At 50.8% G+C, this 24546-nt stretch carries 25 protein-coding genes and 1 other RNA gene; 6 read left to right on the top strand and 20 right to left on the bottom strand.

Features of this window, described 5'->3' with window-relative positions; translation table 11 throughout:
- Positions 1-11: 11 nt before the first annotated feature.
- The 12 genes from murG to rsmI form a co-directional block, all read right to left on the bottom strand.
- Complete coding sequence (gene murG, locus D515_RS07015) at positions 12-1082, bottom strand: undecaprenyldiphospho-muramoylpentapeptide beta-N-acetylglucosaminyltransferase (RefSeq protein ID WP_039849730.1); 1071 nt, start codon at positions 1080-1082, stop codon at positions 12-14.
- The gene (gene ftsW / locus D515_RS07010) at positions 1054-2265 is read right to left on the bottom strand and encodes a cell division protein FtsW (RefSeq protein WP_002537371.1); all 1212 of its coding nucleotides are present in this window, start codon (positions 2263-2265) and stop codon (positions 1054-1056) included. Before ftsW ends, murG begins: the two co-directional genes overlap by 29 nt.
- Positions 2262-3614 carry a UDP-N-acetylmuramoyl-L-alanine--D-glutamate ligase gene (gene murD / locus D515_RS07005; protein ID WP_002537370.1) on the bottom strand — a complete coding sequence of 451 codons (1353 nt, stop codon included), beginning with the start codon at positions 3612-3614 and terminating at the stop codon, positions 2262-2264. Before murD ends, ftsW begins: the two co-directional genes overlap by 4 nt.
- Positions 3615-4697 carry a phospho-N-acetylmuramoyl-pentapeptide-transferase gene (gene mraY, locus D515_RS07000; RefSeq protein WP_002537368.1) on the bottom strand — a complete coding sequence of 361 codons (1083 nt, stop codon included), beginning with the start codon at positions 4695-4697 and terminating at the stop codon, positions 3615-3617.
- The gene (locus tag D515_RS06995) at positions 4691-6055 is read right to left on the bottom strand and encodes a UDP-N-acetylmuramoyl-tripeptide--D-alanyl-D-alanine ligase (RefSeq protein ID WP_002537366.1); all 1365 of its coding nucleotides are present in this window, start codon (positions 6053-6055) and stop codon (positions 4691-4693) included. The genes mraY and D515_RS06995 overlap by 7 nt, the downstream gene beginning before the upstream one ends.
- Positions 6052-7539 (bottom strand): UDP-N-acetylmuramoyl-L-alanyl-D-glutamate--2,6-diaminopimelate ligase, encoded by a 1488-nt coding sequence (gene murE / locus D515_RS06990; RefSeq protein ID WP_002537365.1) that lies wholly within the window; start codon positions 7537-7539, stop codon positions 6052-6054. The genes D515_RS06995 and murE overlap by 4 nt, the downstream gene beginning before the upstream one ends.
- Positions 7539-9287: a peptidoglycan glycosyltransferase FtsI gene (locus tag D515_RS06985; protein ID WP_002537362.1), complete on the bottom strand. Its 1749-nt coding sequence runs from the start codon at positions 9285-9287 to the stop codon at positions 7539-7541. The genes murE and D515_RS06985 overlap by 1 nt, the downstream gene beginning before the upstream one ends.
- Position 9288: 1 nt before the next feature.
- Positions 9289-9603 carry a cell division protein FtsL gene (gene ftsL, locus D515_RS06980; RefSeq protein ID WP_002537361.1) on the bottom strand — a complete coding sequence of 105 codons (315 nt, stop codon included), beginning with the start codon at positions 9601-9603 and terminating at the stop codon, positions 9289-9291.
- Positions 9603-10556 carry a 16S rRNA (cytosine(1402)-N(4))-methyltransferase RsmH gene (rsmH, locus tag D515_RS06975; RefSeq protein ID WP_002537359.1) on the bottom strand — a complete coding sequence of 318 codons (954 nt, stop codon included), beginning with the start codon at positions 10554-10556 and terminating at the stop codon, positions 9603-9605. The genes ftsL and rsmH overlap by 1 nt, the downstream gene beginning before the upstream one ends.
- Positions 10557-10568: 12 nt before the next feature.
- Complete coding sequence (gene mraZ, locus D515_RS06970; protein WP_002537357.1) at positions 10569-11027, bottom strand: division/cell wall cluster transcriptional repressor MraZ; 459 nt, start codon at positions 11025-11027, stop codon at positions 10569-10571.
- Between the two features lie 295 nt (positions 11028-11322).
- Positions 11323-11702, bottom strand: an RNA gene (rnpB, locus tag D515_RS24990) — RNase P RNA component class A.
- A gap of 55 nt (positions 11703-11757) precedes the next feature.
- A complete protein-coding gene (gene rsmI, locus D515_RS06965) occupies positions 11758-12618 on the bottom strand; it encodes a 16S rRNA (cytidine(1402)-2'-O)-methyltransferase (RefSeq protein ID WP_002537354.1) in 861 nt (286 codons plus the stop codon).
- Positions 12619-12673: 55 nt separating this feature from the next.
- On the opposite strand from rsmI, the gene D515_RS06960 reads away from it, so the two are divergent.
- From D515_RS06960 to D515_RS06945, 4 genes are read left to right on the top strand one after another with little or no spacing between them, the layout of a single operon-like run.
- Entirely contained in the window at positions 12674-14515 is a 1842-nt protein-coding gene (locus D515_RS06960) for a penicillin-binding protein activator (RefSeq protein WP_002537352.1), read from the top strand.
- Positions 14499-14867, top strand: coding sequence for a YraN family protein (locus D515_RS06955; RefSeq protein WP_002537350.1), 369 nt, complete (start codon positions 14499-14501; stop codon positions 14865-14867). The genes D515_RS06960 and D515_RS06955 overlap by 17 nt, the downstream gene beginning before the upstream one ends.
- A gap of 3 nt (positions 14868-14870) precedes the next feature.
- Entirely contained in the window at positions 14871-15461 is a 591-nt protein-coding gene (locus D515_RS06950; RefSeq protein ID WP_002537348.1) for a phosphoheptose isomerase, read from the top strand.
- Between the two features lie 2 nt (positions 15462-15463).
- A complete protein-coding gene (locus D515_RS06945; protein WP_002537346.1) occupies positions 15464-16012 on the top strand; it encodes a BON domain-containing protein in 549 nt (182 codons plus the stop codon).
- A gap of 40 nt (positions 16013-16052) precedes the next feature.
- Here the strand turns inward: D515_RS06945 and sspB are convergent, their stop codons facing one another.
- From sspB to zapE, 8 genes are all read right to left on the bottom strand, one after another.
- On the bottom strand, positions 16053-16535 hold the full coding sequence (gene sspB / locus D515_RS06940; RefSeq protein ID WP_002537345.1) for a ClpXP protease specificity-enhancing factor: 483 nt from the start codon (positions 16533-16535) through the stop codon (positions 16053-16055).
- The gene (sspA, locus tag D515_RS06935; RefSeq protein ID WP_002537343.1) at positions 16535-17170 is read right to left on the bottom strand and encodes a stringent starvation protein SspA; all 636 of its coding nucleotides are present in this window, start codon (positions 17168-17170) and stop codon (positions 16535-16537) included. The genes sspB and sspA overlap by 1 nt, the downstream gene beginning before the upstream one ends.
- A gap of 86 nt (positions 17171-17256) precedes the next feature.
- Positions 17257-17994 (bottom strand): cytochrome c1, encoded by a 738-nt coding sequence (locus tag D515_RS06930; RefSeq protein WP_002537340.1) that lies wholly within the window; start codon positions 17992-17994, stop codon positions 17257-17259.
- A complete protein-coding gene (locus D515_RS06925) occupies positions 17991-19256 on the bottom strand; it encodes a cytochrome b (protein WP_002537338.1) in 1266 nt (421 codons plus the stop codon). Before D515_RS06925 ends, D515_RS06930 begins: the two co-directional genes overlap by 4 nt.
- A complete protein-coding gene (petA, locus tag D515_RS06920; RefSeq protein ID WP_002537336.1) occupies positions 19256-19846 on the bottom strand; it encodes a ubiquinol-cytochrome c reductase iron-sulfur subunit in 591 nt (196 codons plus the stop codon). The genes D515_RS06925 and petA overlap by 1 nt, the downstream gene beginning before the upstream one ends.
- Before the next feature lie 392 nt (positions 19847-20238).
- Positions 20239-20628, bottom strand: a complete 390-nt coding sequence (gene rpsI / locus D515_RS06915; protein WP_002537334.1) for a 30S ribosomal protein S9 — start codon at positions 20626-20628, stop codon at positions 20239-20241.
- Between the two features lie 12 nt (positions 20629-20640).
- The gene (rplM, locus tag D515_RS06910) at positions 20641-21069 is read right to left on the bottom strand and encodes a 50S ribosomal protein L13 (protein ID WP_002537332.1); all 429 of its coding nucleotides are present in this window, start codon (positions 21067-21069) and stop codon (positions 20641-20643) included.
- Between the two features lie 233 nt (positions 21070-21302).
- Positions 21303-22406: a cell division protein ZapE gene (gene zapE / locus D515_RS06905; protein WP_002537331.1), complete on the bottom strand. Its 1104-nt coding sequence runs from the start codon at positions 22404-22406 to the stop codon at positions 21303-21305.
- Between the two features lie 181 nt (positions 22407-22587).
- Between zapE and zapG the strand changes: the two genes are divergently transcribed.
- Positions 22588-23001 carry a Z-ring associated protein ZapG gene (zapG, locus tag D515_RS06900; RefSeq protein WP_002537329.1) on the top strand — a complete coding sequence of 138 codons (414 nt, stop codon included), beginning with the start codon at positions 22588-22590 and terminating at the stop codon, positions 22999-23001.
- 87 nt (positions 23002-23088) lie between these two features.
- Positions 23089-24456, top strand: coding sequence for a Do family serine endopeptidase (locus tag D515_RS06895; protein WP_002537327.1), 1368 nt, complete (start codon positions 23089-23091; stop codon positions 24454-24456).
- Positions 24457-24546 lie beyond the last annotated feature (90 nt).

Below are 24546 nucleotides of genomic sequence, written 5' to 3'. Positions count from 1 at the left end.
CACTTTGTTCTCTACTTCGCTACGTCTTTGATGACACTGGCCACACGCTCAGCAGCATTGGTAATTGCTGCGGCTTTAGCAGCCTTCGACATCGCCACCAATGACGATGAATCTTTATCTTCCAGTGCCGCCGCCAAAGCGTCAGCACTCAAATCCGGTTGTTCTATCATTAGGGCCGCGCCACTCTCGACGAGGTGCTCAGCATTCAGTGCCTGCTGGCGATCTTTATGCTGGAAAGGCACGAAGATCGACGGCACACCTGCAGCAGACACTTCCGATACCGTCAAAGCGCCAGAGCGACAAATCAGGATATCTGCCCAATCGTAGGCTTCAGCGACATCATCAATAAACTCGGTGACTTCGGCATTTACCACGCCCGCTTTTTGGAAGCGCTCTGCCGTATCAGCCTGATTGCCTTTACCGGCCTGATGACGAATCACCACTTCTCTGTTCAGCTTCGCTATCGCTTCCGGCACTGTGTGGTTTAAGATTCGAGCCCCCTGGCTTCCTCCCATCACCAACACTTTCAGCGGTGTGCCATCTACATAAGCATTATGCTCGGGCAAGGCACAAACATCCTTTCTTACCGGATTGCCAACGACTTCTTTGTCAGCAAACGCACCGGGAAAAGCCTGCAACACACGCTTGGCAATCTTTGCCAGCCACTGGTTGGTTAACCCTGCGACGGCATTTTGCTCGTGGAGAACAACGGGAATGCCGCTTAGCCATGCAGCCAAACCACCCGGTCCACTCACATATCCGCCCATGCCCAGCACAGCATTCGGTTTCCAGTTTTTGATATGGCGCTTTGCCTGAACAACAGCATTAAGTACCATCCAAGGGGCGAGAAGTTTACGCGCAAAGCCCGAACCACGCAGCCCTTTTACTTCAATAAAGTCGATCTCAATGCCATGTTTTGGCACCAAATCCGCTTCCATCCTGTCTGCCGTTCCCAGCCAGCGAATTTCCCAACCTTGTTCCTGCAGCTCTTTCGCTACCGCAAGTCCAGGGAAAACGTGACCGCCGGTTCCACCAGCCATCACCAATAATCGTTTATGCTTTTGTTCGTTTTCGTTTTTCATGAGAGACAATTCGTTGGTGCGCCTGCGCCGTTTCCAAACGGTATTCGTGGTCAATGCGAAGAAGTAGCGCCACCGCCGTCGACATAATAAATAAACTGGAACCGCCATAACTGACCAGCGGTAACGTCAAACCTTTAGTCGGCATAATACCTGCCGCTGCACCGACATTCACCAGCGCCTGAAAAGCAAACCAAATGCCAATACCAAATGCCAGAAAACCACCGAAAAGCTGGTTCGCTTCAAGGCAACGCTTCCCGATAAAGAGTGCACGGAAAACCAATGCGAATACCATCAGCAAAACGACAGTGACGCCAATCAGGCCGAGCTCTTCTGCCAACACCGCAATAACAAAGTCCGTATGGGCTTCCGGTAGGTATTCGAGTTTCTGGATAGAATTCCCCAGCCCCTGACCCCACCAGCTGCCACGGCCAAAGGCCATCAAAGATTGCGTCAGCTGATAGCCACTGCCAAACGGGTCTTGCCAAGGATCTAAGAAGGAGGTCACACGAGCGACACGGTAGGGCTCAGCAATAATCAAAAGACCCACCAGCCCAAGACCGGTAAACAGCAGAACACCGAACTGCCATAGCTTGGCGCCAGCAATAAATAGCATGCCCACCGTCGTGACAAACATGACGACAACAGAGCCAAGGTCAGGCTGAAGCAGCAAAAGACCAGCAATCACCACCAGCACTGCCAGTGGTTTCAAAAAACCGGTGACGCTTTCTCTGACTTCACCATGGCGACGAACAAGATAACCTGCAATAAACAGGAAGAGTGATAATTTGGCCACTTCTGCTGGCTGCAGGTTAAAAAAGCCCATTGGCAGCCAACGGGATGCACCGTTTACCGATTTACCGACCAGCAGAACCGCCAGCAAAAGCGCGAGCGAAATAAAAAGCAAAGGAATGCTGAGTTGTTGCCAACGCGACAAAGGTATCTGCATAGCCACGCCGGCAATGATGAGTGCGCCTACCAGATAGACGCCCTGACGCATGGCGAAATAAAACGGCTCATCAACCAGACGGACAGAAACAGGAATGGAAGCAGAGGACACCATGATGAGACCGACCATCATCAGGCCGAATGACAGCCACACCAGTTGGCGGTCATACAATGCCGTTGGCGCTGGATTCGAGAACCAGCGCATCAGACGGTTGTCTTCCCACTTCGCACTCATCATTCCGTCACGCTCTCCTCAGCGCTTCGCTGTGCAATCTCTTGCGCGTATGCAGCAAAGGTATCGCCTCGCACCATAAAGTTGGTGAACTGATCGAAGCTAGCGCATGCTGGAGACAACAACACCATGTCGCCAGGTTTCGCGGTCGATGCCGCGATATCCATGGCTTCCTGCATGGTTTCAATCACCACGGGCGACTCAACCAGATTTGTAAAAGCATGACCATCTCGGCCATAGCAGTACAAAGTCACGTTCAGCTTGCCGAGGATAGGTTTTAGCGAAGAAAAATCTGCGCCTTTGCCATCACCACCGACCAAAAGGTGCAGACGCCCCGCTAGTTGCAGGCCATCAAGCGCCGCTTCAGTGCTCGCCGGATTGGTCGCTTTCGAGTCATTCACCCAAAGCACGCCGTTGTGTTCAATCACTTGCTGACAACGATGAGGCAAACCTCTGTATTCACGCATCGCCTGACATTGCGCTTCACGGCTGACACCCACCGCATCAGCCTGCGCCATCGCCGCCAGACAGTTAGCCACGTTGTGACGGCCCACCAGCGCGATATCAGACACCGCCATCACTGGTTCGCCTTTTGCTGTCAGCCACTCTGCGCCGTCTTTCTCGGTGAGTGTGTATTCACCTGACGTGAAACCGAAGCTGATAGCAGGCACATTGTCGCCTTTGGTCTGTGTATTTTTGGTCTGGAGATCGTCTTGGTTCCAGACCGACAGTTTGGTTTGGTCGAAAATGCGCAATTTGGCATCGCGGTAGTCATCCATCCCTTCATAGCGATCCATATGATCTTCTGAAAGATTGAGGAACACTGCCGCTTCTAAATTCAGGGAGGAGGTGGTTTCAAGCTGGAAGCTCGACAGTTCCAGTACATAAAGCTCGTGCTCATTGGCCAGCATATCCAAAGCTGCAAAGCCGATATTGCCGCCAACACCGACATTAATGCCTGCCGCTTTTGCCATCTCGCCAACCAGACTGGTCACAGTGCTTTTACCGTTTGAGCCGGTAATACCAATGACAGGCGCTTTTACATCGCGGGCGAAAAGTTCAATGTCACCGACAATCTCAATGCCTTTCGCAGCCGACTCTCTAAGCTCTGGCGTTGCCAGCGCAATGCCTGGGCTTGCCACAATCTGATCAGCTGAAAGCAACCAATCCATATTCCAGCCACCAGCGTGCAATGCCACATTTTTCGGTAACTGCTCTGCGCCCGGCGGGTTTGCACGGGTATCAATCACTTTCACGGTCGCGCCGTCATCTTTTCTCACAAGATGATTAACGACAGAGAGCCCGGTCATACCGAGCCCAATCACCACAATGTTTTTCGCGGCGTCTGTCTTCATTTAGCGCACCTTCAATGTTGCCAGTCCTGCAAGAACCAGCATCAGGGTAATAATCCAGAATCGTACAATCACGCGCGGCTCTGGCCAGCCTTTCAATTCGTAGTGGTGGTGGATAGGCGCCATGCGGAAAATACGCTGACCACGCAGTTTGTAAGAGCCCACTTGCAGGATCACTGACAAGGTTTCCATCACGAACACACCGCCCATGATGACCAACAGGAACTCCTGACGCACCAGCACGGCAATCGTGCCCAGTGCACCACCCAGTGCCAGTGAGCCCACATCACCCATAAATACTTGTGCCGGATAGGTGTTAAACCACAAGAAGCCCAGACCTGCGCCGACAATCGCCGCACAGACAATCACCAATTCATCGGCATCTTTGATATAAGGGATGTGCAGGTATTCAGCAAAGTTCACGTTACCTGTCGCCCAGGCAATAAAGGCAAAACCACTGGCCACCATCACGGTTGGCATGATGGCCAAACCATCAAGACCGTCAGTGAGGTTCACCGCGTTACTCGAGCCAACAATCACGAAATAGGTGAAGACGATGTAGAACAGGCCAAGCTGAGGCATCACGTCTTTGAAGAAAGGCACCACAAGTTGGGTGGCTGCTGTATCTTTACCGTGGATATAGAGAGCGAAGGCCACCACCAGTGCAATAGCGGATTGCCAGAAATACTTCCAGCGGGCAATCAGGCCGTCTGTGTTCTTGCGTACCACTTTACGGTAGTCATCGACAAAACCGACAGCACCGTAACCCAGAGTCACGAACAATACCGCCCAAACGTAAGGGTTGGAAAGGTCAGCCCACAGCAGCACGGTGACCGTAATCGCTGTTAGGATCATGATGCCGCCCATGGTTGGCGTACCACGTTTGCTGAAGTGGGATTCCGGACCTTCGTTACGTACGACCTGACCGATTTGCAGCATCTGCAAGCGAGCGATCAAGCGCGGTCCCATCCAGAGTGACAACGTCAATGCAGTCAACACGCTCAGGATTGCGCGGAATGTCAGATAATCAAACAGTCGGAAAAACGGAATGTGTTGGGTTAGGATATCTGATAGCCAATCTAGCATTTGGCTGCCTCCTCTATTGCTGCAACCACTTCAGACATCTTCATTCCGTTGGCCCCTTTGACCAAAACGGATACTTCGCGTTTTGTTTTCATCAGTTCTACTACATGCGCAATCAATGCGCTTTTATCTTCAAAGTGCTGACCCCCGCAACGTTCGCTAATCGCGGCGCTGGCAGGTCCATAAGTAATCACGGTTTGGATAGAGGCTTTGCTGAGGTGCTCTGCAACTTCTCCATGCACCGATTCGGAATGTTCGCCCATCTCACCCATATCAGCTAAGACGATGACTTTGTCTCCGTCGAAGCCATCCAGCAAATCCACTGCGGCTTTCATTGCTGCAAGGCTGGCATTGTAGCTGTCATCAATCAGGCGAAGACCTGGGCGCGGGAAGCTTATCGCACCGCGGCCTTTAACAGGCGACACAGAAGCGAGACCTCGGACCACATCGTCCATCGTCACCTTACTATCGATTCTGGTCGCAGCAATGGCAGCAAGAATCGCGTTCGCAACGTTGTGTTCACCGGGAAGGCTGAGTGTCACCGGATAGGTGCCTTGCGGTGAAACCAGATCGAAGGCATAACAGCCGTTGTCGACCTGATGAATATTCTCGGCACGATAGTCTGCAGGCTTGTCAGTCACTGTCATGGTAAGTACTTGCTTACTTTTCAGTATTTCATCCCAGAAAGCCCCACCATTGCTGTCCTGATTAACGATCGCAAGCTCGCCGTCAGCAAGCCCCTGGAAGATTTCACCTTTAGCTTTTGCCACCCCATCAAGGGAACCAAAACCTTCCAAATGCGCGGCCGCCAGATTAGTGACCATCGCGAGATCCGGCTTAACCAAAGACGTGGTATATGCAATTTCACCAATATGGTTAGCGCCCAGTTCCATCACCGCGTACTCATCGGAAGGTTGTAGGCGAAGCAAAGTCAGCGGTACACCGATGTCATTGTTGAAGTTGCCGGCGGTATAAAGCGTCTGACCTTTTGGAGACAAAATGGCAGCCAGCATTTCTTTGACTGTGGTTTTACCGCAACTGCCTGTGAGCGCAATCGTCTTCACGTCACATTGAGATTTCACCCATGCGCCCAGTTGCCCCAAAGCCAGCTTGGTGTCTTTCACAATCAGTTGTGGCAGTGCGACATCGACAGGTTTGGAAACCAAAAGCGCTGACGCGCCATTTTCATACGCAGTTTCTACAAAATCATGGGCATCGAATCGCTCGCCCACCAGCGCGACAAACAAAGCACCATTGCCAAGCGTTCGCGTGTCGGTGGAAACGGCATCAATCACCACATCTTCGCCGACCAGATCAGCGTCTAAAACAGTCTGCAGTGATTTCAATGAAACTGGGATCATGCCTCTTCCTCCAACAAACGGCGTACGGTCTCACGATCGGAATAGTGAACAGTACCTGATGCCAGCACTTGATAGTCTTCGTGTCCTTTTCCTGCGACCAGAATCACGTCTTTTTCTGACGCATTTTCAAATGCATAGCTACACGCTTCCGCGCGGTCGTGAAGGATAATAGCCTGATCGGGATCGACCATGCCTTTAAGCATGTCAGCCACAATCGCTTCCGGAGATTCAGAGCGGGGATTGTCGTCGGTCAGAATAGCGACATCAGCCAATCTTTCAGCAATGTCTGCCATCATTGGGCGTTTACCTGTATCCCTGTCGCCACCACAACCGAAAATACACCAAAGCTTACCGTCGCAATGACGGCGAAGAGCCATCAGCGCCTTTTCAAGAGCATCGGGGGTGTGAGCATAATCCACCACCAACATAGGTTTGTCAGCACGATGAAAAACTTCCATGCGTCCAATCACCGCCTGCAACTTGCTGGCAGCTGCCATCAGAGTTTCTTTTTCGTAGCCAAGTCCCAGAAGCGTGGTCAGGCTAACCAGAAGGTTCATGACGTTGAATTCGCCAACCAGCGGCGCAGTAAATTGACCCACGCCCCATGAAGAGTCAAAGCTGATGGTCACACCGCTTGTCGCGTAGTCGACAGATGTTAGCCAAAGTTTTCGGCCTTGATGCGCGTGGACATTGCTTTCAGATAGTGAAACTGCCACCGCTTCCGGCATATTGCTCACCCAGTTTGCACCGACCGGGTCGTCAACGTTAATCACGGAAACCGGTGAGCCATAGTGGGTAAACAGGCGAAGCTTGGCTTCGGCGTACGCTTCCATGGTGCCATGGTAATCAAGGTGGTCACGACTGAGGTTTGTGAAGATCGCAGCATCAAAAGCCACGGCCTTCACGCGATCCTGCACCAAACCATGCGAAGACACTTCCATCGCCACGTGAGTCGCACCCTGATGGTTAAACGCTGCCAGTTGCTGCTGAATATCCAACGCGCTGCCCGTGGTGTTCAAAGCTGGCTCCAATGCATCAAGGAAGCCGTTACCTGTGGTTCCCATCACTGCCGCTTTACCTTCAAGCAGGTCAATCCACTGCGCAACCAACTGGCTCACCGTGGTTTTACCATTGGTGCCTGTCACACCAATCACCTTCATCATTTTGCTGGGCGATTGGTAGAAACGGTCAGCAATTTCCGACAGGGTGGATTTCAAGTGAGGGAAGGCAACAACGGGCACACCATTTTGCAAGGTGACATCAAACTGGCCGTTAGTATCACCATCGTCGGCAATCACTGCTGCCGCGCCGGCTTCAATGGCCGCAGGGATAAAACGGCGCGCGTCCAGGGAGTGACCCTGAACGGCAATAAATACATCACCCGGTTGGATCTGGCGGTTATCCAGCGTCAAACCGGTAATAGGTGTTTCTGGGATGGCGTCATACCAAGGCGCCAATAATTCTTTAAAGCTCGTGTTCGGCATCAGTTCCGATTGTCCGTATTAGCAATCTGTAAAAATGGCTGCTGAGCGTCCGGTGCGATATTGAGGATCTGCAACGCGCTCTTCATCACGTCAGAAAACACGGGGGCCGCAACCTGACCACCGTAGTATTTGTCGCCTTGGGGTTCATTGATCACCACCACCATGGCAATGCGCGGCTCGCTTAAAGGTGCGATCCCCGCCGTATAACCGATATATTCATCACCGTAGCCACCGGCCACCGCAACTTTCGCTGTACCTGTTTTTGCCCCGACACGGTAACCGTCAACCGCTGCACGGCGGGCACTGCCGCCTTCCTGCGTCACAGACTCCAGCATGTCGAGAACTTTTCGGGTGTTTTCTTGTGATGCCACTTGTTTACCCGGTACCACGGATTCTGTTTTCAAAATCGACAGCGGGCGGTTCACACCTTCCGCGCCAAGTACTGCGTAAGCGCGGGCAAGCTGAGCCGGCGTGATAGAAAGGCCATAACCAAAGGAGAGTGTTGCGCGTTCAAAATCAGACCAACGACGACGGTTCGGATAGAGTCCATAAGACTCACCAACCAGGTTCACACCTGTTGCGTCGCCGATGCCAAAGCTGCTGTACAGGCCAAGCAGTGCTTCAACAGGCATAGAAAGAGACAGCTTACTGACACCGATGTTACTGGATTTTTGGAGAATTTTACGGAGGTTTGCTTCACCGACTTTGGAAACATCTCGGACACGCGCGCCGCCGATACTCATCACGCCGTTGCCGGTATCAATGATGGTCGACTCATCCGCCACGCCATTTTCCAATGCTGCCAACACCACCAAAGGCTTGATGGTGGAACCGGGCTCGAAAACGTCAGTGATGGCGCGGTTGCGCATTTTAAAGCTTTTCAGATCGGCGCGGTTATTCGGATTGTAAGACGGTGCATTCACCATCGCCAATACTTCACCAGTACGCACATCGACCATGACCAATGAGCCAGAGGTCGCACGGTAGTCCGCGACTGCTTGCTTGATAGCACGATAAGAAATCGCCTGAAGGCGCTGATCGATACTGAGCTGAAGTGGTTTGCCTTCTTCCTTGGCCTCTTTGGAGATCACTTCCACGACGCGGCCATAGCGGTCTTTGCGCACAGTACGGCGGCCCGGTTCACCACTCAGCCAACCATCATAGCCACGTTCGATCCCCTCAAGGCCACGGCCATCAATGCCCGTTACGCCCACAAGGTGAGCACTGACTTCACCGGCTGGATAGAAACGACGGGACTCGTCATTCATGCCAATTCCCGGTAAGCGAAGACCGGAAACATAGTCAGCCACAGCAGGGCCAACCTGACGTTGCAGGTAGATAAAGCGTTTGGTTTTATTACGCTCGATACGGTTTACCATCGCCTGACGGTCGATACCCAATACATCAGCCAGCGCGTACCAGCGGTCAATGTCTTTCAGGCCGCCGTTCTTAAACACAGTCACCGGATCCACGTATACCGCTTCAACCGGGACACTGACGGCCAGCGACTCGCCGTTACGGTCAGTGATAATGCCGCGTGCGGAATGAAGAGCTTTGACACGGACAGAACGCATATCGCCTTCCTGAAGAAGGCGATCCGGCTCGATGACCTGAATAAATGCGGCGCGGGCAATCAACGCGACCATGGCAAGGGAAATACAGAAACAGACCGTGACAAAGCGCCACCGAATCAAATTCGGTGTTGGCTTTTTCGCTCGCTGATTGGTCGGTTTCGTTTTTCCCTTCACGCTATTGGCTCACTATGACTTCACGTCGACTGTCTGGACGGATCATGTCCTGATCCTGCCGTGCCATGGCTTCGACACGGCTGTGTTCTGATAACGCATGCTCCTCAAGCAACTGGTTACGCCATTCGACTTCCAGTTGCTCGCGCTCCATCAATAGTTGGTCATGATGGGCTATCGCAGCGCGCGTTTGCTGGGTGATGTAAACCACGCCCAATGCAGAAAGCAGTACCAGAACCAAAAGCACCATAGGAACCCGACCGATACTGGTCAGGTCCTGCAGAATTTGCCTTGTCAGCCCTGGATTTTCTGCCGACATCAGTCACCCAATTTTTCTGCCACACGCAGCACCGAGCTTCGGGAGCGAGTGTTGTCTGAGACTTCCACGTCAGACGGTTTCAATGCTTTGCCCACCAGCTTCATCTTTGCCTGGCCCAGTGCACGGATTTGATCTTCGGTCAGTGGCACGCCATGCGGTACATCCGGCCCTTTGCTCTGCTTGCGCATAAAGCGTTTCACCAAACGGTCTTCCAATGAGTGGAAGCTGATGATGGAAAGTCGCCCACCCGGCGCCAGCACTTCAAGCGCACCTTGCATCGCCGTTTCAATCTCTTCCAGCTCACTGTTGATGTAAATGCGAATCGCTTGAAAACAGCGGGTCGCTGGGTGCTTTTTACGATCACGGGAAGGTGATACCGCGGCAATCAAGTTGGCCAGCTGCAAAGTCCGGGTCAACGGCTCTTTGGTTTCATCTTCGCGGTGCGCAACAATCGCGCGGGCAATACGCTTGGCAAATCGCTCTTCGCCAAACTCTTTCAACACCCAGGCAATGTCGTCCGCTTCCGCTTCGGCAAGCCATTGAGAAGCTGGAATACCTGAAGTCGGATCCATGCGCATGTCCAAAGGACCATCGCGCATAAAGCTAAAGCCACGCTCTGGATCGTCTAATTGCGGCGAAGACACCCCAAGGTCCAGCAACACACCATCAATCTTGCCACTCAGACCACGTTCTTCGATGTATTGTTGGATGCCGGAAAATGGGCCATGAATAATGTTGAAGCGCGGGTCATCAATTGTGCCTGCCTCTTCAATCGCCTGCGGATCGCGGTCAATACTGTAAAGCTGACCACCGTCACCCAGACGACGTAAAATTTCTCGGGTATGTCCACCACGGCCAAACGTACCATCGACATAAATGCCGTCAGGTTTAAGTGCGAGACCTTCGATGGATTCGTGGAGGAGGACGGAAATGTGTGAAAACTGCTCTGACATAATCTTGATTACCTAAAGCGATAAGTTACTGAGCCTGTCGCTCAGCGCTTCCGCTGATTCGGCTTGATGTTGAATATCCTGGTCGATCTGTTGCTGCCACTTATCGCTGTTCCAAATCTCAAACTTGTTGAGCTGTCCCACCAGCATGGCTTTACCATTCAAACCGGCGTAATCGCGCAGTGTTGGTGCAATCAGAATTCGCCCCTGTCCGTCCATCTCACACTCAAACGCATGACCAAGCAGCAATCGCTGTAAACGACGCTCGGCTGGATTGAGGCTGGATAAGCGGGATAGCTTGGCTTCGATGCGCTCCCATTCAGGCAAGGGGTAAAGCAGCAGGCATGGTAACTGATGATCAATGGTGCAGACAAACACGCCATCGCACAACGCATCGAGTTCTTCCCGATAACGCTTTGGCAATGCGACGCGACCTTTCGCGTCGGGCGATATGGCGCTGACGCCCCTCAACATGTCACTGACTACCCTTTTTCACCAGAATAACCCACTTTATTCCACATTTTCCCACTAGGAAGTGTAAGTATCAGGCAAAAAGAAAGTCAAGCAAGCATCGAGCGCGACAAAGATCACGTAATCGCGAAGCGCATTCTATTTCAACAGCTTGAACACCTTGCTGAGCCGTGCATTTTTTAACCGCACGGCATTCCCCGTCGGGGCCTGTTGACTTTTATTGAAGCCAAAACAAAAGAAGGCGAGCTAATGCTCGCCTTCTCTGGGGCAAGTTTATTGCTAAACTCGCCCATTTTATTTAGTGAGTCGGCCTATAAGCCGGGTTCTGTACCGTAAAAACGGTGGTAGCCATTCGTCTAGGCCTGCAATCGCTCACAGGCTCCAGCAACCTACCCGTCCCCAACGCGGGCCGCGCCAAAGGGGACCTATTTGGTCTTGCTCCGGGTGGAGTTTACCGTGCCACGAACTGTTGCCAGTCGCGCGGTGCGCTCTTACCGCACCCTTTCACCCTTACCTGTTCTCCGAAGAGTCATCGGCGGTTTGCTCTCTGTTGCACTGGTCGTAGGCTTGCGCCCCCCAGGCGTTACCTGGCACCCTGCCCTGTGGAGCCCGGACTTTCCTCCCCCTCGTCAGTCTCCCAAAGGACATCAACGAAGCAGCGGCTACCCGGCCAACTCAGGCGGCGGATTATATAGAGTTCACCGCCATGGATCCAGCGAAAACACCGGACTTCTTACTCTAGGTTTTCTAAACCCCACTTATAGAGGGCATTTTTTTTCACGTTATACAGCTCAGCCGCAATCGCAGACGCCTTCTTCAGTGGCAGTTCCTTCGCCAGCAAAGTAACCGCTTTGGTTGCTTCCAATGGCAAATCCTCTTTCTCGGCGCGGTGACCTGCAATCAAAAGCACCATCTCACCGCGGATACGGTTGCTGTCTTCATTCAGCCATTCAATCAACTCACCCAGCGGCGCGCCATGAATGGTTTCATAGGTTTTGGTCAGCTCCCGTGCCAGTACGACCTGACGCTCCGCACCCAATACCGCCAGCATATCGTCGAGCGTATCGAGAATACGGTGTGGTGATTCGTAAAAAATCAGGGTTCGTGGGTCTTCTGCAATGTCAGAAAACTTATCACGGCGGCCTTTGCTTTTTGGCGGCAGGAAGCCTTCGAAGCTGAAGCGATCAGAAGGTAAGCCAGATGCACTCAACGCGGTGATCACTGCACAAGGCCCCGGCAAAGGAACAACTTTGACACCCGCCTGACGACAACGGGTCACCAAATGGTAGCCTGGATCGGATATCAACGGCGTGCCCGCATCAGACACCAGCGCGATGTTTTGCCCACTGACTAATTTTTCAATCAGAAAATCTGCTTTCTGTTGTTCATTATGGTCATGCAGCGCGAAAGTTCGGGTGGTGATTCCAAAATGGGACAGTAGTTTACCAGTGTGGCGGGTATCCTCGGCAGCGATGATGTCGACCTGCTGCAAAATCTCCAAAGCACGCTGGGTGATATCTCCCAGGTTTCCGATCGGTGTCGGCACGATATATAAAGTTGAGACGTCAACCATGGTTGAAGTTTCATCAGTCATTTGTTTCACAACCCTTCGGCGATTAATATAGAGGGCAACAAGTTACGGACAGAAGATGTTCATGCGTAAAATAACCCATAAGTGCAAAAGTGTATCACGAGTTCTTCCACCAATCGCGCTGGCATTGGTGCTTTCGGCGTGTACCACCACACCACCTGTTGAGCAAGGACCGCAATATGACATCACAGCGCCGGCGCTGGAGTCATCGACTTTCTATTTGCTAAAAGCAGAAACCGAAACCGGAGAAGCAAAAGCTGACTGGTATCTGTTGGCGTTAAAAGCACTGATTGCTGAAAAACAGTACGCACAAGCAGACGTTTTAGTCAGTCGTTTGGCAAAACTGCCACTGACCCCACTGCAACTTTCCGAATGGCAACTGAACCGCGCCTTGTTATCTCAGCAAAAAGGCGATCTGCAGACCGCGGTTGATAACCTGAACTTCCAGCCATCTTGGGGTATTCCGGCTATTCAATACCAGCGCTATTACCTGTTGAAAGGTGAACTTTATGAAGCACTGGGCAACATGCCAGGTGCTGTGCTCTCTTATGCCGAAGGCTCTCCTTACATTACGGACAACTACGATAAGCAGCAGAACTGGGAAAACGTTTGGACACTGCTGGTGAAAATGCCACCTTCAGAGCTGAGCTCTCTGTCTGCAACCACCAATCCAGTCCTGAATGGCTGGGTCGAGCTGGTGAACCTCTTGCGCCGTTACTCAGGTCGTCCTGCTCAGCAACAAGAAGCGCTGAACCAATGGCTGGCAGCCAACCCATCTCACCCGGCTAACCGCTACCTACCGAACGATCTGACTGCACTTCAGTCGATGGAGATCCTTCGCCCTGACCGCATCGGTGTGATGCTGCCTCTGAGCGACAAGTTCGCGGCACAGGGTGAAGCAATTCGTAATGGTTTGGTACAAGCGCTGCTGGATGATGATTCGGGCAATACTGCGCCTTCAGTGATGTTCTACGACACCAACGGACTGTCAATGACTGACATCGTCAACCAAATGCGTACTGATGGCATTCAGTTTGCTATCGGCCCTCTTCGCAAAGACAAAGTGGAAGAGTTTCTGACAGTGAGCCAGAACGCGATTCCAACGCTTGCTCTGAATATCCCTAGAGAGGAAGACGGCGCAGCAAACACCTGCTTCTTCACACTCTCACCAGAGCAGGAAGCTGAGCAAGCAGCATTGCATATTGAACAGAACAAGCACCAATACCCATTGGTGATTGCCCCGGACAATGGCTTTGGTCGACGCGTCAGTGAAGCCTTCTCTAAACAGTGGGAAGAGCAAACCGGCGAGCCTGCAGAAATTGAGTTTTTCAAAAACCGTGCAGCCATGCAGAAGACCGTCCAACGCGTATTTGGCTTAACAGAGAGCCAAGGGCGTATTCAGCAGATGCAACAACTTCTGGGAATGGAAATGGAATCAGAGCAGCGCAGCCGCCGCGATGTTGATGCCGTTTACCTTGTTGCCAACGCAGGCGAACTCACGCTGCTTAAGCCATTCATTGAAGTCGCCATCAACCCAGACGTTCAACCGCCGAAATTGTACTCAAGCTCACGCTCTAACAACCGTGTGAACGGTGTTGGCGAAATTGGGGAGCTTCGCGGTATCGAATTCAGTGACGTTCCACTTCTGGTTGAGCCCAACAATCCTACCGCCGCGCGCTTCAACCAACTCTGGCCAGGGCTGGATAATGGCATGACTCGCCTTTACGCACTGGGGATGGACGCGTATGCGTTGATTGAAGCACTTCCTCAGATGCAAGCATTGCCGGAATACCGCTTTGAAGGGTTGTCAGGTGAATTGTCACTGGGTGATTACTGTACCGTCAACCGTAGTGTTTCCTGGGCAATGTTTGGGGATCAGGGGATTGTTTCGGTTAAGTAAAAAGCAAACCGGCGATCACTACGAAACACAAGCCTGCCGCTTTCTCGAGCGGCAGGGTCTTAAGACCATCGAAAAGAATGCCCGCTTCAAGGGCGGCGAATTGGATATCATCATGCGGGAGCAAAACTGCCTCGTTTTCGTTGAGGTCAAATACCGCAACCAAACCACCTATGGTGGCGCCGCAGCCAGTATTTCTCCACAAAAACAACAGCGCATGCTCAAGGCGGCCTATTTGTGGCTGGCGAAAAATGGCCTGTCCGCGACACATACCGAGTTTAGATTTGATGCCGTGACTTTTGAAGGCAACGTAAACTCGGTAAACTGGATGAAAAATATCGTATTTGAAGGGTAATCAATGCTAGATAGCATCAAAGAGAGTTTCACCGAGAGTATCCAAACACAGATCGCTGCAGCAGAAGCCTTGCCAGAGCAGATTTCCAAAGCCGCGATGGTCATGGTGCAGTGTCTGCTTAACGGCAACAAAATCCTGTGTTGTGGTAACGGTGGCTCCGCGGCGAATGCCCAGCATTTCGCTTCCTGTCTACTCAACCGCTTCGAAACTGAACGCCCTAGCCTGCCTGCATTGGCGTTGACAGCGGATACCGTCACCCTGACTGCGGTCGCGAACGATTACCACCACGATGAAGTCTTCTCCAAGCAAGTGCGTGCTTTCGGACAAGGCGGAGACGTGCTATTGGCACTGTCTACCAGCGGTAACAGCAAAGACATCATCAAGGCAATGGAAGCCGCGGTTACCCGTGACATGACCATTGTTGCGCTTACCGGCAAAGATGGCGGTGAAATGGCAGGCCTCTTGGGTGAGCAGGATGTGGAAATCCGTATCCCTTCCCAGCGCACATCCCGCGTACAGGAAGTTCACCTGATCACCTTGCATACCCTCTGCGATCTTATCGATCAATACCTGTTCCCGACGCACGGAGAATAGCCATGAAAAAGGCGCTTTTACTTGCAGCAGTATTGGGGTTGAGTGCCTGTTCCGCGATTTACGAGCAGGATACCCGTACCGCGAAGACGGAATGGCAAGACACACAACTAGGAATGGAAGTAGCCGGGATAGTTAATAAAGCCCCTTTTAAAGGCGATACCCGTGTTAACGCCGTTTCCTACGATGGCAAACTGCTATTGATTGGTCAGGCGAAAACCGAAGACCTCAAAAACGCTATCGTGACTAAAGTTCGAGAACTCGAAGGCGTAGAGACCATCTACGACCAAATACGCATCAAGGCGCCGTTGTCTGTGGGTGATGTGTCTAAAGACACCTGGATCACTACCAAGGTGAAATCTGCGCTCATCGGCAGTAAGAAGATCCGTAACGTGAACATCAAAGTGATCACAGAAGACAGCGAGGTCTTTTTGCTAGGCTATGTCACCCGCGAGCAAGCCGATGAAGCCACGGAAATCGCCCGTAACTTGAGTGGTGTTAAGCAGGTTATAAAAGGCTTTCAGTATTACGAGCCAAGTTCGATCAGCGAGTAAGCCAGATTCAGACATGAAAAAAGCAGCCTAGGCTGCTTTTTTATTTGACGACGGTTAGCGTCGGACGACCTTTCGGTTTCTGCGCTGGTTCTGAAGTTGGCTCATCAGTCTCCACAACAGTTTCAACGTCTTCCTGTACTTCATCGACAGCATTGAGTTCCGGTTCAGATTCAATGCGCTCCAGCTCTTCATCGTATGCTGGCTCTGGATCGAACATGGTGCCAGCACCATTTTCACGTGCATAAATTGCCATCACAGCATACATAGGCACAGTCACCAGCATCGGTCGACCACCGAATCGTGCATTGAAACTGACTTCGTCATTACCCAATTCAAGGTTGCCAACCGCACGCGGTGCAACGTTCAATACGATCTGTCCATCCTGTACGTACTCAAAAGGTACATTCACGTAGGGCATGGTTGCATCCACAACCAAGTGTGGCGTCAGATCGTTGTCGAGTAACCAGTCGTAAAACGCCCGTAACAGATACGGGCGTCGAGGCTTGAGATTGATGTCGCTCATTATTGCGCCAGACGCATCTCACGCTCAGCTTCAGTCAGAGAAGCCAGGAATGAATCACGTTCAAATACGCGCGCCATGTAAGTTTTCACTTCTTTAGCGCCAGGACCGCTCAGTTCGATGCCCATTACCGGCAAACGCCACAGCAGCGGAGCCAGGTAGCAATCAACCAAGCTAAACTCTTCGCTCATGAAGAACGGATACTCGGCAAACACAGGAGCAAGAGCCAAAAGCTCTTCACGCAATTGACGACGCGCTTTGTCGGCTTCTTCTGCATTGCCTTTTTCAATTTTCTCAGCCAGTGTGTACCAGTTACGTTCGATGCGGTACATCATCAGACGGCTGTTACCACGTGCTACCGGGTAAACCGGCATCAGCGGCGGATGTGGAAAACGCTCATCCAGGTATTCCATGATGATGTTTGCGTTATACAACGCCAACTCACGGTCAACCAGAGTCGGAACCGAGTTATACGGATTCAGATCGAGTAAATCCTCTGGCAGGTTATTTGGATCAACAAGCTCAATCTCGTATGTCACACCTTTCTCTGCCAGAACGATGCGAACCTGATGGCTATACATGTCTGATGCGTCTGAATACAACGTCATCACCGAGCGTTTATTGGCAGCAACAGCCATTAACCCCTCCAGAATGTTTCATCTATAGAAAAAACAATGGGAGCACCTGCTCCCATTGTGGATCAGCAACTCACTAGATTAACCGATCAGTGAACGTCACGCCAATACTCTTTCTTGAGCAAAATGGCTAGGATGAGGAAAATGACCATAAAGCCAATCACCCAGTAACCCATTTGCTGACGCTCAAGCTTGTTAGGCTCACCTGAGTACTCAAGGAAGTTCACCAAGTCACGGACCGCGTCATCGTACTCTTCAGGGCTCAACTCACCGTTACCCAATGATTCGATACCGATGAACTCCTGAACCTGTTCACCATCAACCAGTACCGTTTTGTACTGCTTAACAGGTGTACCTTGAAGCTCTTCCAATACGTGAGGCATACCCACGCTAGGGAACACTGAGTTGTTCACACCAAACGGACGAGAGTCATCTTGGTAGAAAGAACGCAGGTAGGTGTAAATCCAGTCTGTACCACGAACACGAGCAACCAACGTTAGGTCTGGTGCCGGGCCGCCAAAGAAGGTCGCACCATCTTCTGCGGTCATCGCATTGGTCACCAGATCACCGATTTTCGCATTGCTGTCAAAAACCAGATTTTCCAGCATCAGTTCTTTCGGGATATCCAAGTCTTCTGAGATACGCTCATAGCGCTGGTACTGAGTGGCATGACAGCCAAAACAGTAGTTCATGAAAAGCTTGGCACCGTTTTGCAATGATGCTTTATCTGACAAATCGTTGTTTGCTGCATCCAATGGAATGCTTGGACCCGCCGCCATCGCCAGAGAAGGCAGCAGAGCAAACAGCATTACTATCCACTTCTTCATTTGTAGTTCACCCTCTCCGGTAATGGTTTCGTCGCTTCGTTTTTACTGTAGAAGAACAGCGCGACGAAGAACATGAAGTAACCAAAGCTAAAGATCTGTGCCAACAGGGTATAAGTTGGGGTTGCTGGCAGCGCACCCAGAATACCCAGCGCAATGAACGAAACAGTAAACTGCGCAATGTTTGCCAGGTGGATTTTGCTGCGGTAACGGTAAGAACGTACCTTACAGCGATCCAGCCATGGCAGCAGGAACAGAACAGCGATGGAGAGGCCCATCATTACAACACCCAACAGTTTGTCAGGAACTGCACGGAGGATGGCGTAGAATGGGGTGAAGTACCACACTGGCGCAATGTGCTCTGGTGTCTTCAGCGGGTTAGCTGCTTCAAAGTTAGGTGGCTCAAGGAAGTAACCGCCCATCTCTGGATTGAAGAAGATAACGTAAGCAAACAGAATACCGAACAGACCCACACCAATCAGATCTTTCACCGTACCGTAAGGGTGGAAAGGCACAGAATCGATGATGTCGTACTTCTTGGTGTAGTACTCGTGGAATGGGAACTGGGTTTCGTAACCTTCACCTTTAGTGCCCTTAGGCAACTTGGTCTCAATACCATCCGGGTTGTTTGAACCCACTTCGTGCAGCGCCAGAATGTGCAGCACAACCAGCAGCAGAATAACGATAGGTAAAGCAACAACATGAAGCGCAAAGAAACGGTTCAGTGTTGCACCAGACAGAACGTAGTCACCACGAATCCACAATGTCAGGTCGTCACCGATAACCGGAATCGCACCAAACAGGGAAATGATTACCTGTGCGCCCCAATAAGACATCTGACCCCATGGCAGCAGGTAGCCCATGAAAGCTTCCGCCATCAGTGCCAGGAAGATCAACATACCGAAAATCCACAGAAGCTCGCGTGGCTTCTGGTACGAACCATAAATCAGACCACGGAACATGTGCAGATAAACGACCACGAAGAACGCAGAAGCACCGGTGGAGTGCATGTAGCGCAGCAGCCATCCGTATTCCACATCTCGCATAATATATTCAATTGACGCAAAAGCACCTTCTGCAGAAGGGTTATAGCTCATGGTCAGCCAAATGCCGGTTAAAAGCTGATTGACCAATACCAGCATGGCCAAAGAGCCAAACAGGTACCAGAAGTTAAAGTTTTTCGGCATTGGGTATTCAGACAAATGCTTTTTATAAGCATTCATCGCTGGAAGGCGTTTCTCGAACCAGTTAATCAAGTTTTCCATTACGCTGTCCCCTCATCTGCGCCAACCAAAATACGGTTATCGTTAAGGTACGTGTAAGGTGGAACAACCAGATTAAGTGGCGCTGGCACACTCTTAAATACACGGCCAGCCATATCAAACTTAGAGCCGTGGCAAGGGCAGAAGAAACCAGAAGAAACCCCTTCAACCTGCTCACCAAAGCTATCAGGCAGATACGTTGGCGAACAACCCAGGTGGGTACACAGACCAACAGCAACAAAAATTTCAGGTTTTACTGAACGGTAGGCGTTAACAACATATTCAGGTTGCTGTGGTTCGAGAGATTCAGGGTCGCGAAGTTGCTCACCAATCTCATTCAACGTTTCCAGCGTCTGCTCACTACGGCGAACAACCCAGACCGGCTTGCCCTGCCAAATAACCCTGACTAACTGACCTTCTTCAATCTTACTCACATCGACTTCGACCGGGGCACCGGCAGCCTTTGCTTTGGCGCTAGGGTTCCATGACTTGATAAAAGGTACAGCGACTGCTGCTGCACCCACACCACCAACCACAGCGGTTGATAGAGTCAGGAAACGGCGTCGGCCGGAATTCACTGGCGCATTGCTCATCCAACATTCTCCCATGTGCTCCCGCATGGATTCTTATAACATTCCTTATGCGTCCCTGGAGCGTACGGCTAACTCAAATTAAGTATTTTTCTCACGTAGAAACGGGTGGTTTATCTAACAAAAACCTATTAATACGTCGCCTAAATGATAAGGAAAACCCCACTTTTTGACAAGATAAAGCTACCTTTTTGTAACAAATGTGAGGTATACACCGTTTTTTTAACTAACTGCCAAAAAAGAAAAAATTTGCGGAAATGTCAAAATGAGGAAATTGGGGACAAGCGCACAGTTCGCGCATTGACGGGAGGGGTAAATGCCTGAATGAAGATAATAAAAAGCCCGGCATAAGCCAGGCTTTTTGGACCAGAATTCCCGGATAATCCGGAAGCGAATTAACGCTTAGAGAATTGTGGACGACGACGTGCTTTACGCAGACCAACTTTCTTACGTTCAACGCGACGTGCGTCACGAGTAACGAAGCCAGCTGCGCGCAGTGCAGGACGCAGAGTCTCATCGTATTCCATCAGCGCACGGGTGATACCGTGGCGGATCGCACCTGCTTGACCAGAGATACCACCACCAGCAACGGTGATGTACAGGTCCAGCTTCTCAGTCATCTCTACCAGCTCAAGAGGTTGCATAACAACCATGCGAGCGGTTGGACGACCGAAGTAGGTTTCCAGAGAACGCTTGTTGATTACGATGTTACCGCTGCCCGGCTTGATGAATACACGAGCTGCGGAGCTTTTGCGACGACCTGTGCCGTAGTATTGTTCTGCCATTTTGAAGTCCCCTTAGATGTCCAGTACTTGCGGTTGTTGTGCCGCGTGCTTGTGCTCTGCGCCCGCGTAAACTTTCAGTTTACGGTACATTGCACGACCTAGAGGACCGCGTGGTAGCATACCTTTAACAGCAAGCTCGATAACCATTTCTGGTTTCTTAGCGATCAGTTTGTCGAAGCTGATTGACTTGATGCCACCCATGAAACCAGAGTGGTGGTAGTACATCTTGTCAGTAGTTTTCGCGCCAGTTACTTTAACTTTTTCCGCGTTGATAACTACGATGTAGTCACCAGTGTCAACGTGCGGAGTGTACTCCGGCTTGTGCTTACCACGCAGACGAGATGCGATTTCAGTTGCGATACGACCCAGAGTTTTACCTTCTGCGTCTACAATGTACCAGTCGCGTTTTACAGTTTCTGGTTTAGCAACGAATGTTTTCATGCTAATAATTACCCGATAAATTTAGATTTCACTTAAGGAGCTCTCGCTCCCACTGTTAAGAGCCCATTCAGCACCCCTTCGAGTGGTGGTTCCCTCGGCCGAAGCCTTTCAACAGTAACGGTGGGTCGCAGGATTATAAGGAAGGGTGGAGAAAAAATCACCTTTTTTTCAAAAAAAGTCCTGACTTTTTCTCCATTGGATTTTTATCAATACTGTCATTACCGCAAGACTGGTTATGGAAGATGCTCCAAAGCCAAGTAATCATGGCTTTGCATCTCCTTCAAACGCGAAATGCAGCGCTTAAATTCGAATGACAAGCGCCCATCTGTGTACAGTGAATTCAAGGCGACCTCAGCGGAAATGATAAGTTTCACGTGTCTTTCGTAGAATTCATCGACCATCGCGATAAATCGACGCGCAGCATCATCCTTTGAGAGGCCCATTTGCGGTACGTTTGCCAGTAAAACCGTGTGGTAAAGGCGAGCTATCTCTATATAGTCAGATTGGCTACGCGGACTATCGCATAACGTGGCGAATTCAAAGTGAACTACCCCTTCAGCTTCACGCTCGGCGATCAGCTTTCGGTTGTTAATTTCAATTTCCAGTGATTCATGACATGGCTCGGTGGCCAGCTTATAGAAGTACTCTTTGAGGTTTTCGCCTGCAGCTTCATCTAAAGGAAAATGAAAGATCTCTGCCTGCTCCAACGTTCGTAAGCGATAATCCGTGCCCGCATCAACGTTCACCACTTCGCAATGCTGATTAATAAGGGCGATGGCAGGAAGGAATCGAGCACGTTGCAAGCCGTTTCGGTAGAGTTCATCTGGAACAATATTTGACGTTGCCACCAAACAGATCCCACGCTCAAACAAAGCTTCCATCAGCGTCCCTAATATCATCGCATCTGTAATATCAGAAACGAAAAACTCATCAAAACAAAGAATATGGGCTTCATCGGCGAGCTTATCGGCAATCTTCTGCAAAGGATCCTGCTCGCCATCAAGGAGCTTCAACTCGTGATGGACACGGTGCATAAAGCGGTGAAAGTGCATCCGCAGTTTCTTATCAAACGGCAGGCTTTCGAAGAAGGTATCAACGAGATAAGTTTTCCCACGGCCAACACCACCCCAGAAGTAAAGACCCTTTTCCGGTGCTTTCACTGGCGTTTTCTTCTTAAACAGGGATTCCAGAAAGCCTTGTTTTTCAACCGGCGCATGCGCCCTCTTTATCAGGCGATGATAAAGATCTTCCAGTTTCTCAACCGCATTGCGTTGGGAAGCATCTTCAAAAAAGTCCGGTCTTTGTAAGTCGTTATGGTATTGCTCTAGTGGTGTCATCCTTGAACCTAGCTCTCACTTGCACCCGTGGCGTTCTCAAAATCAATAGTACCATGCGTCTATCTTGGCATGTATAGTAAACCAAGAGTATTAAGGGGTTTGTAGTTTTCTTTTGATTGCCATTTCATCGGCAAAAAAACTGCAATTTATCCAACCGGTTGGAATAAGTTAAGGAGCACTTATGGCTTGGATCAACACGCTGGTATTTGTGATCATTGGTATTGTCATTGGCTTCATTATTGCCCGCCTGACAATGCGTGATAATTCTCAACAAAAAGATCTGAAAAAAGAGTTAGAGAAGTCGCGCTATGAATTGGAACAGTATCGTCAGGAGTTGGTAGACCACTTCGCGCAGAGCGCAGAGCTGCTCGACAATATCTCCCGCGATTACAGTAAGCTGTATCAACACATGGCCAACACTTCAGCAGAATTAATGCCGAATTTGCCTGAGCAGGACAATCCTTTTGCAAAACGCATCAGCAAACTGTCGGAAGTGACTGAAGAGCAAGAACCTTCTCAAGAGCCGCCTCGCGACTATTCTGATGGCGCGTCAGGTTTGCTGAAAGACCAAAAAGAAACCAGCAAAGCGAGTTAACTCGATCACAAATATCAAATAACGGGGCATTGAACTTTTTTGACCCACCCCCACTCTTAAAACGTACCTATAGAGGGGAGTGTGTTTATGAAAAAGAAGTCTTTGCTTACTTTAAGTGCGATTGCACTTGCCGTTAGTACAACCATGACAGCCTTGCCGACAACTGCAGCATTACCAGCCGCGGTTGCCGGTGAGAGTCTGCCTAGCCTTGCGCCTATGCTTGAAGCTGTGAGCCCAGCAGTCGTCAGTATTGCTGTGGAAGGCAGCCACACATCAAAACAACGCATTCCTGAATCTTTCCGTTTCTTCTTTGGCCCGGACTTTCCTTCTGAACAAGTCAGAGAGCGTCCATTCCGTGGCTTGGGATCGGGTGTCATTATTGACGCAGACAAAGGGTATGTGATCACTAACCATCATGTGATTGATGGTGCAGATAAAATCCGTGTTCAATTGCACGATGGCCGCGAATACGATGCGGAGCTTATCGGCAGCGATGGCATGTCTGACGTCGCATTACTCAAGCTGGAAAAAGCGGATGATCTGACTGAAATCAAGCTTGCTGATTCAGATGCGCTGCGTGTTGGGGATTTCGCCATTGCGATTGGTAACCCATTTGGCCTTGGTCAGACCGTCACTTCAGGCATCATTTCAGCACTGGGCCGCAGTGGTTTGAATGTCGAAAATTTTGAAAACTTCATCCAGACTGATGCGGCGATCAACAGCGGTAACTCCGGTGGCGCGCTGGTTAACCTGAATGGTGAACTGGTCGGCATTAACACCGCTATTCTTGGTCCGAACGGCGGTAATGTCGGTATTGGCTTTGCCATTCCCGTGAATATGGCGAAAAACCTCGTCGATCAGATTCTGGAATTTGGTGAAGTGAAACGCGGCGTGCTGGGCGTGCAAGGTGGCGAACTAACATCAGAGCTCGCAGAAGCATTTGGTTATGAAACAAACCATGGCGCTTTTGTCAGCCAAATCGTACCTGACTCGGCCGCAGAAAAAGCAGGTATCGAAGCCGGTGACATTATCGTTTCCGTAAACGGTAAAGAAATTCGCAGCTTCGGTGAACTTCGAGCAAAAATCGCGACGCTGGGCGCGGGCAAAGACGTGAAGCTTGGCATTATTCGTGACGGTAAAGAGAAAATAGTTACCGCTAAGCTGAAAGAAGCCAGCCTTGCCAAAGCCAATGCTGAAACCCTGCATGAAGCGCTCAAAGGCGCTGAGCTGGAAAACTATAAAGAAGGCAAAGTGTCCGGGGTTCGCGTTTCAAGTGTCGAAAAAGACTCTATCGCCGCCCGCTATGGCTTAAAGCAGGACGACGTGATAGTGGGGCTGAACCGAAACAAGGTGAAAAACCTTGGCGATCTGCGCAAGCAACTTGAGAGCAAACCGTCTGTGTTGGCGCTTAACATTCTGCGCGGCGAATCTACCATGTATCTGGTGATCCGCTAAGCAAACGCTTTACTCAAAGTGTTTCAAATCAGGAGCCTGACAGTGTCAGGCTCTTTCTTTATTCGGCCTTGTCAGCTACTCATACAGACC

Source organism: Grimontia indica, from assembly GCF_000333895.2.
GTDB lineage: Bacteria > Pseudomonadota > Gammaproteobacteria > Enterobacterales > Vibrionaceae > Enterovibrio > Enterovibrio indicus.
This window is presented reverse-complemented; position numbering and strand designations above follow the sequence as displayed.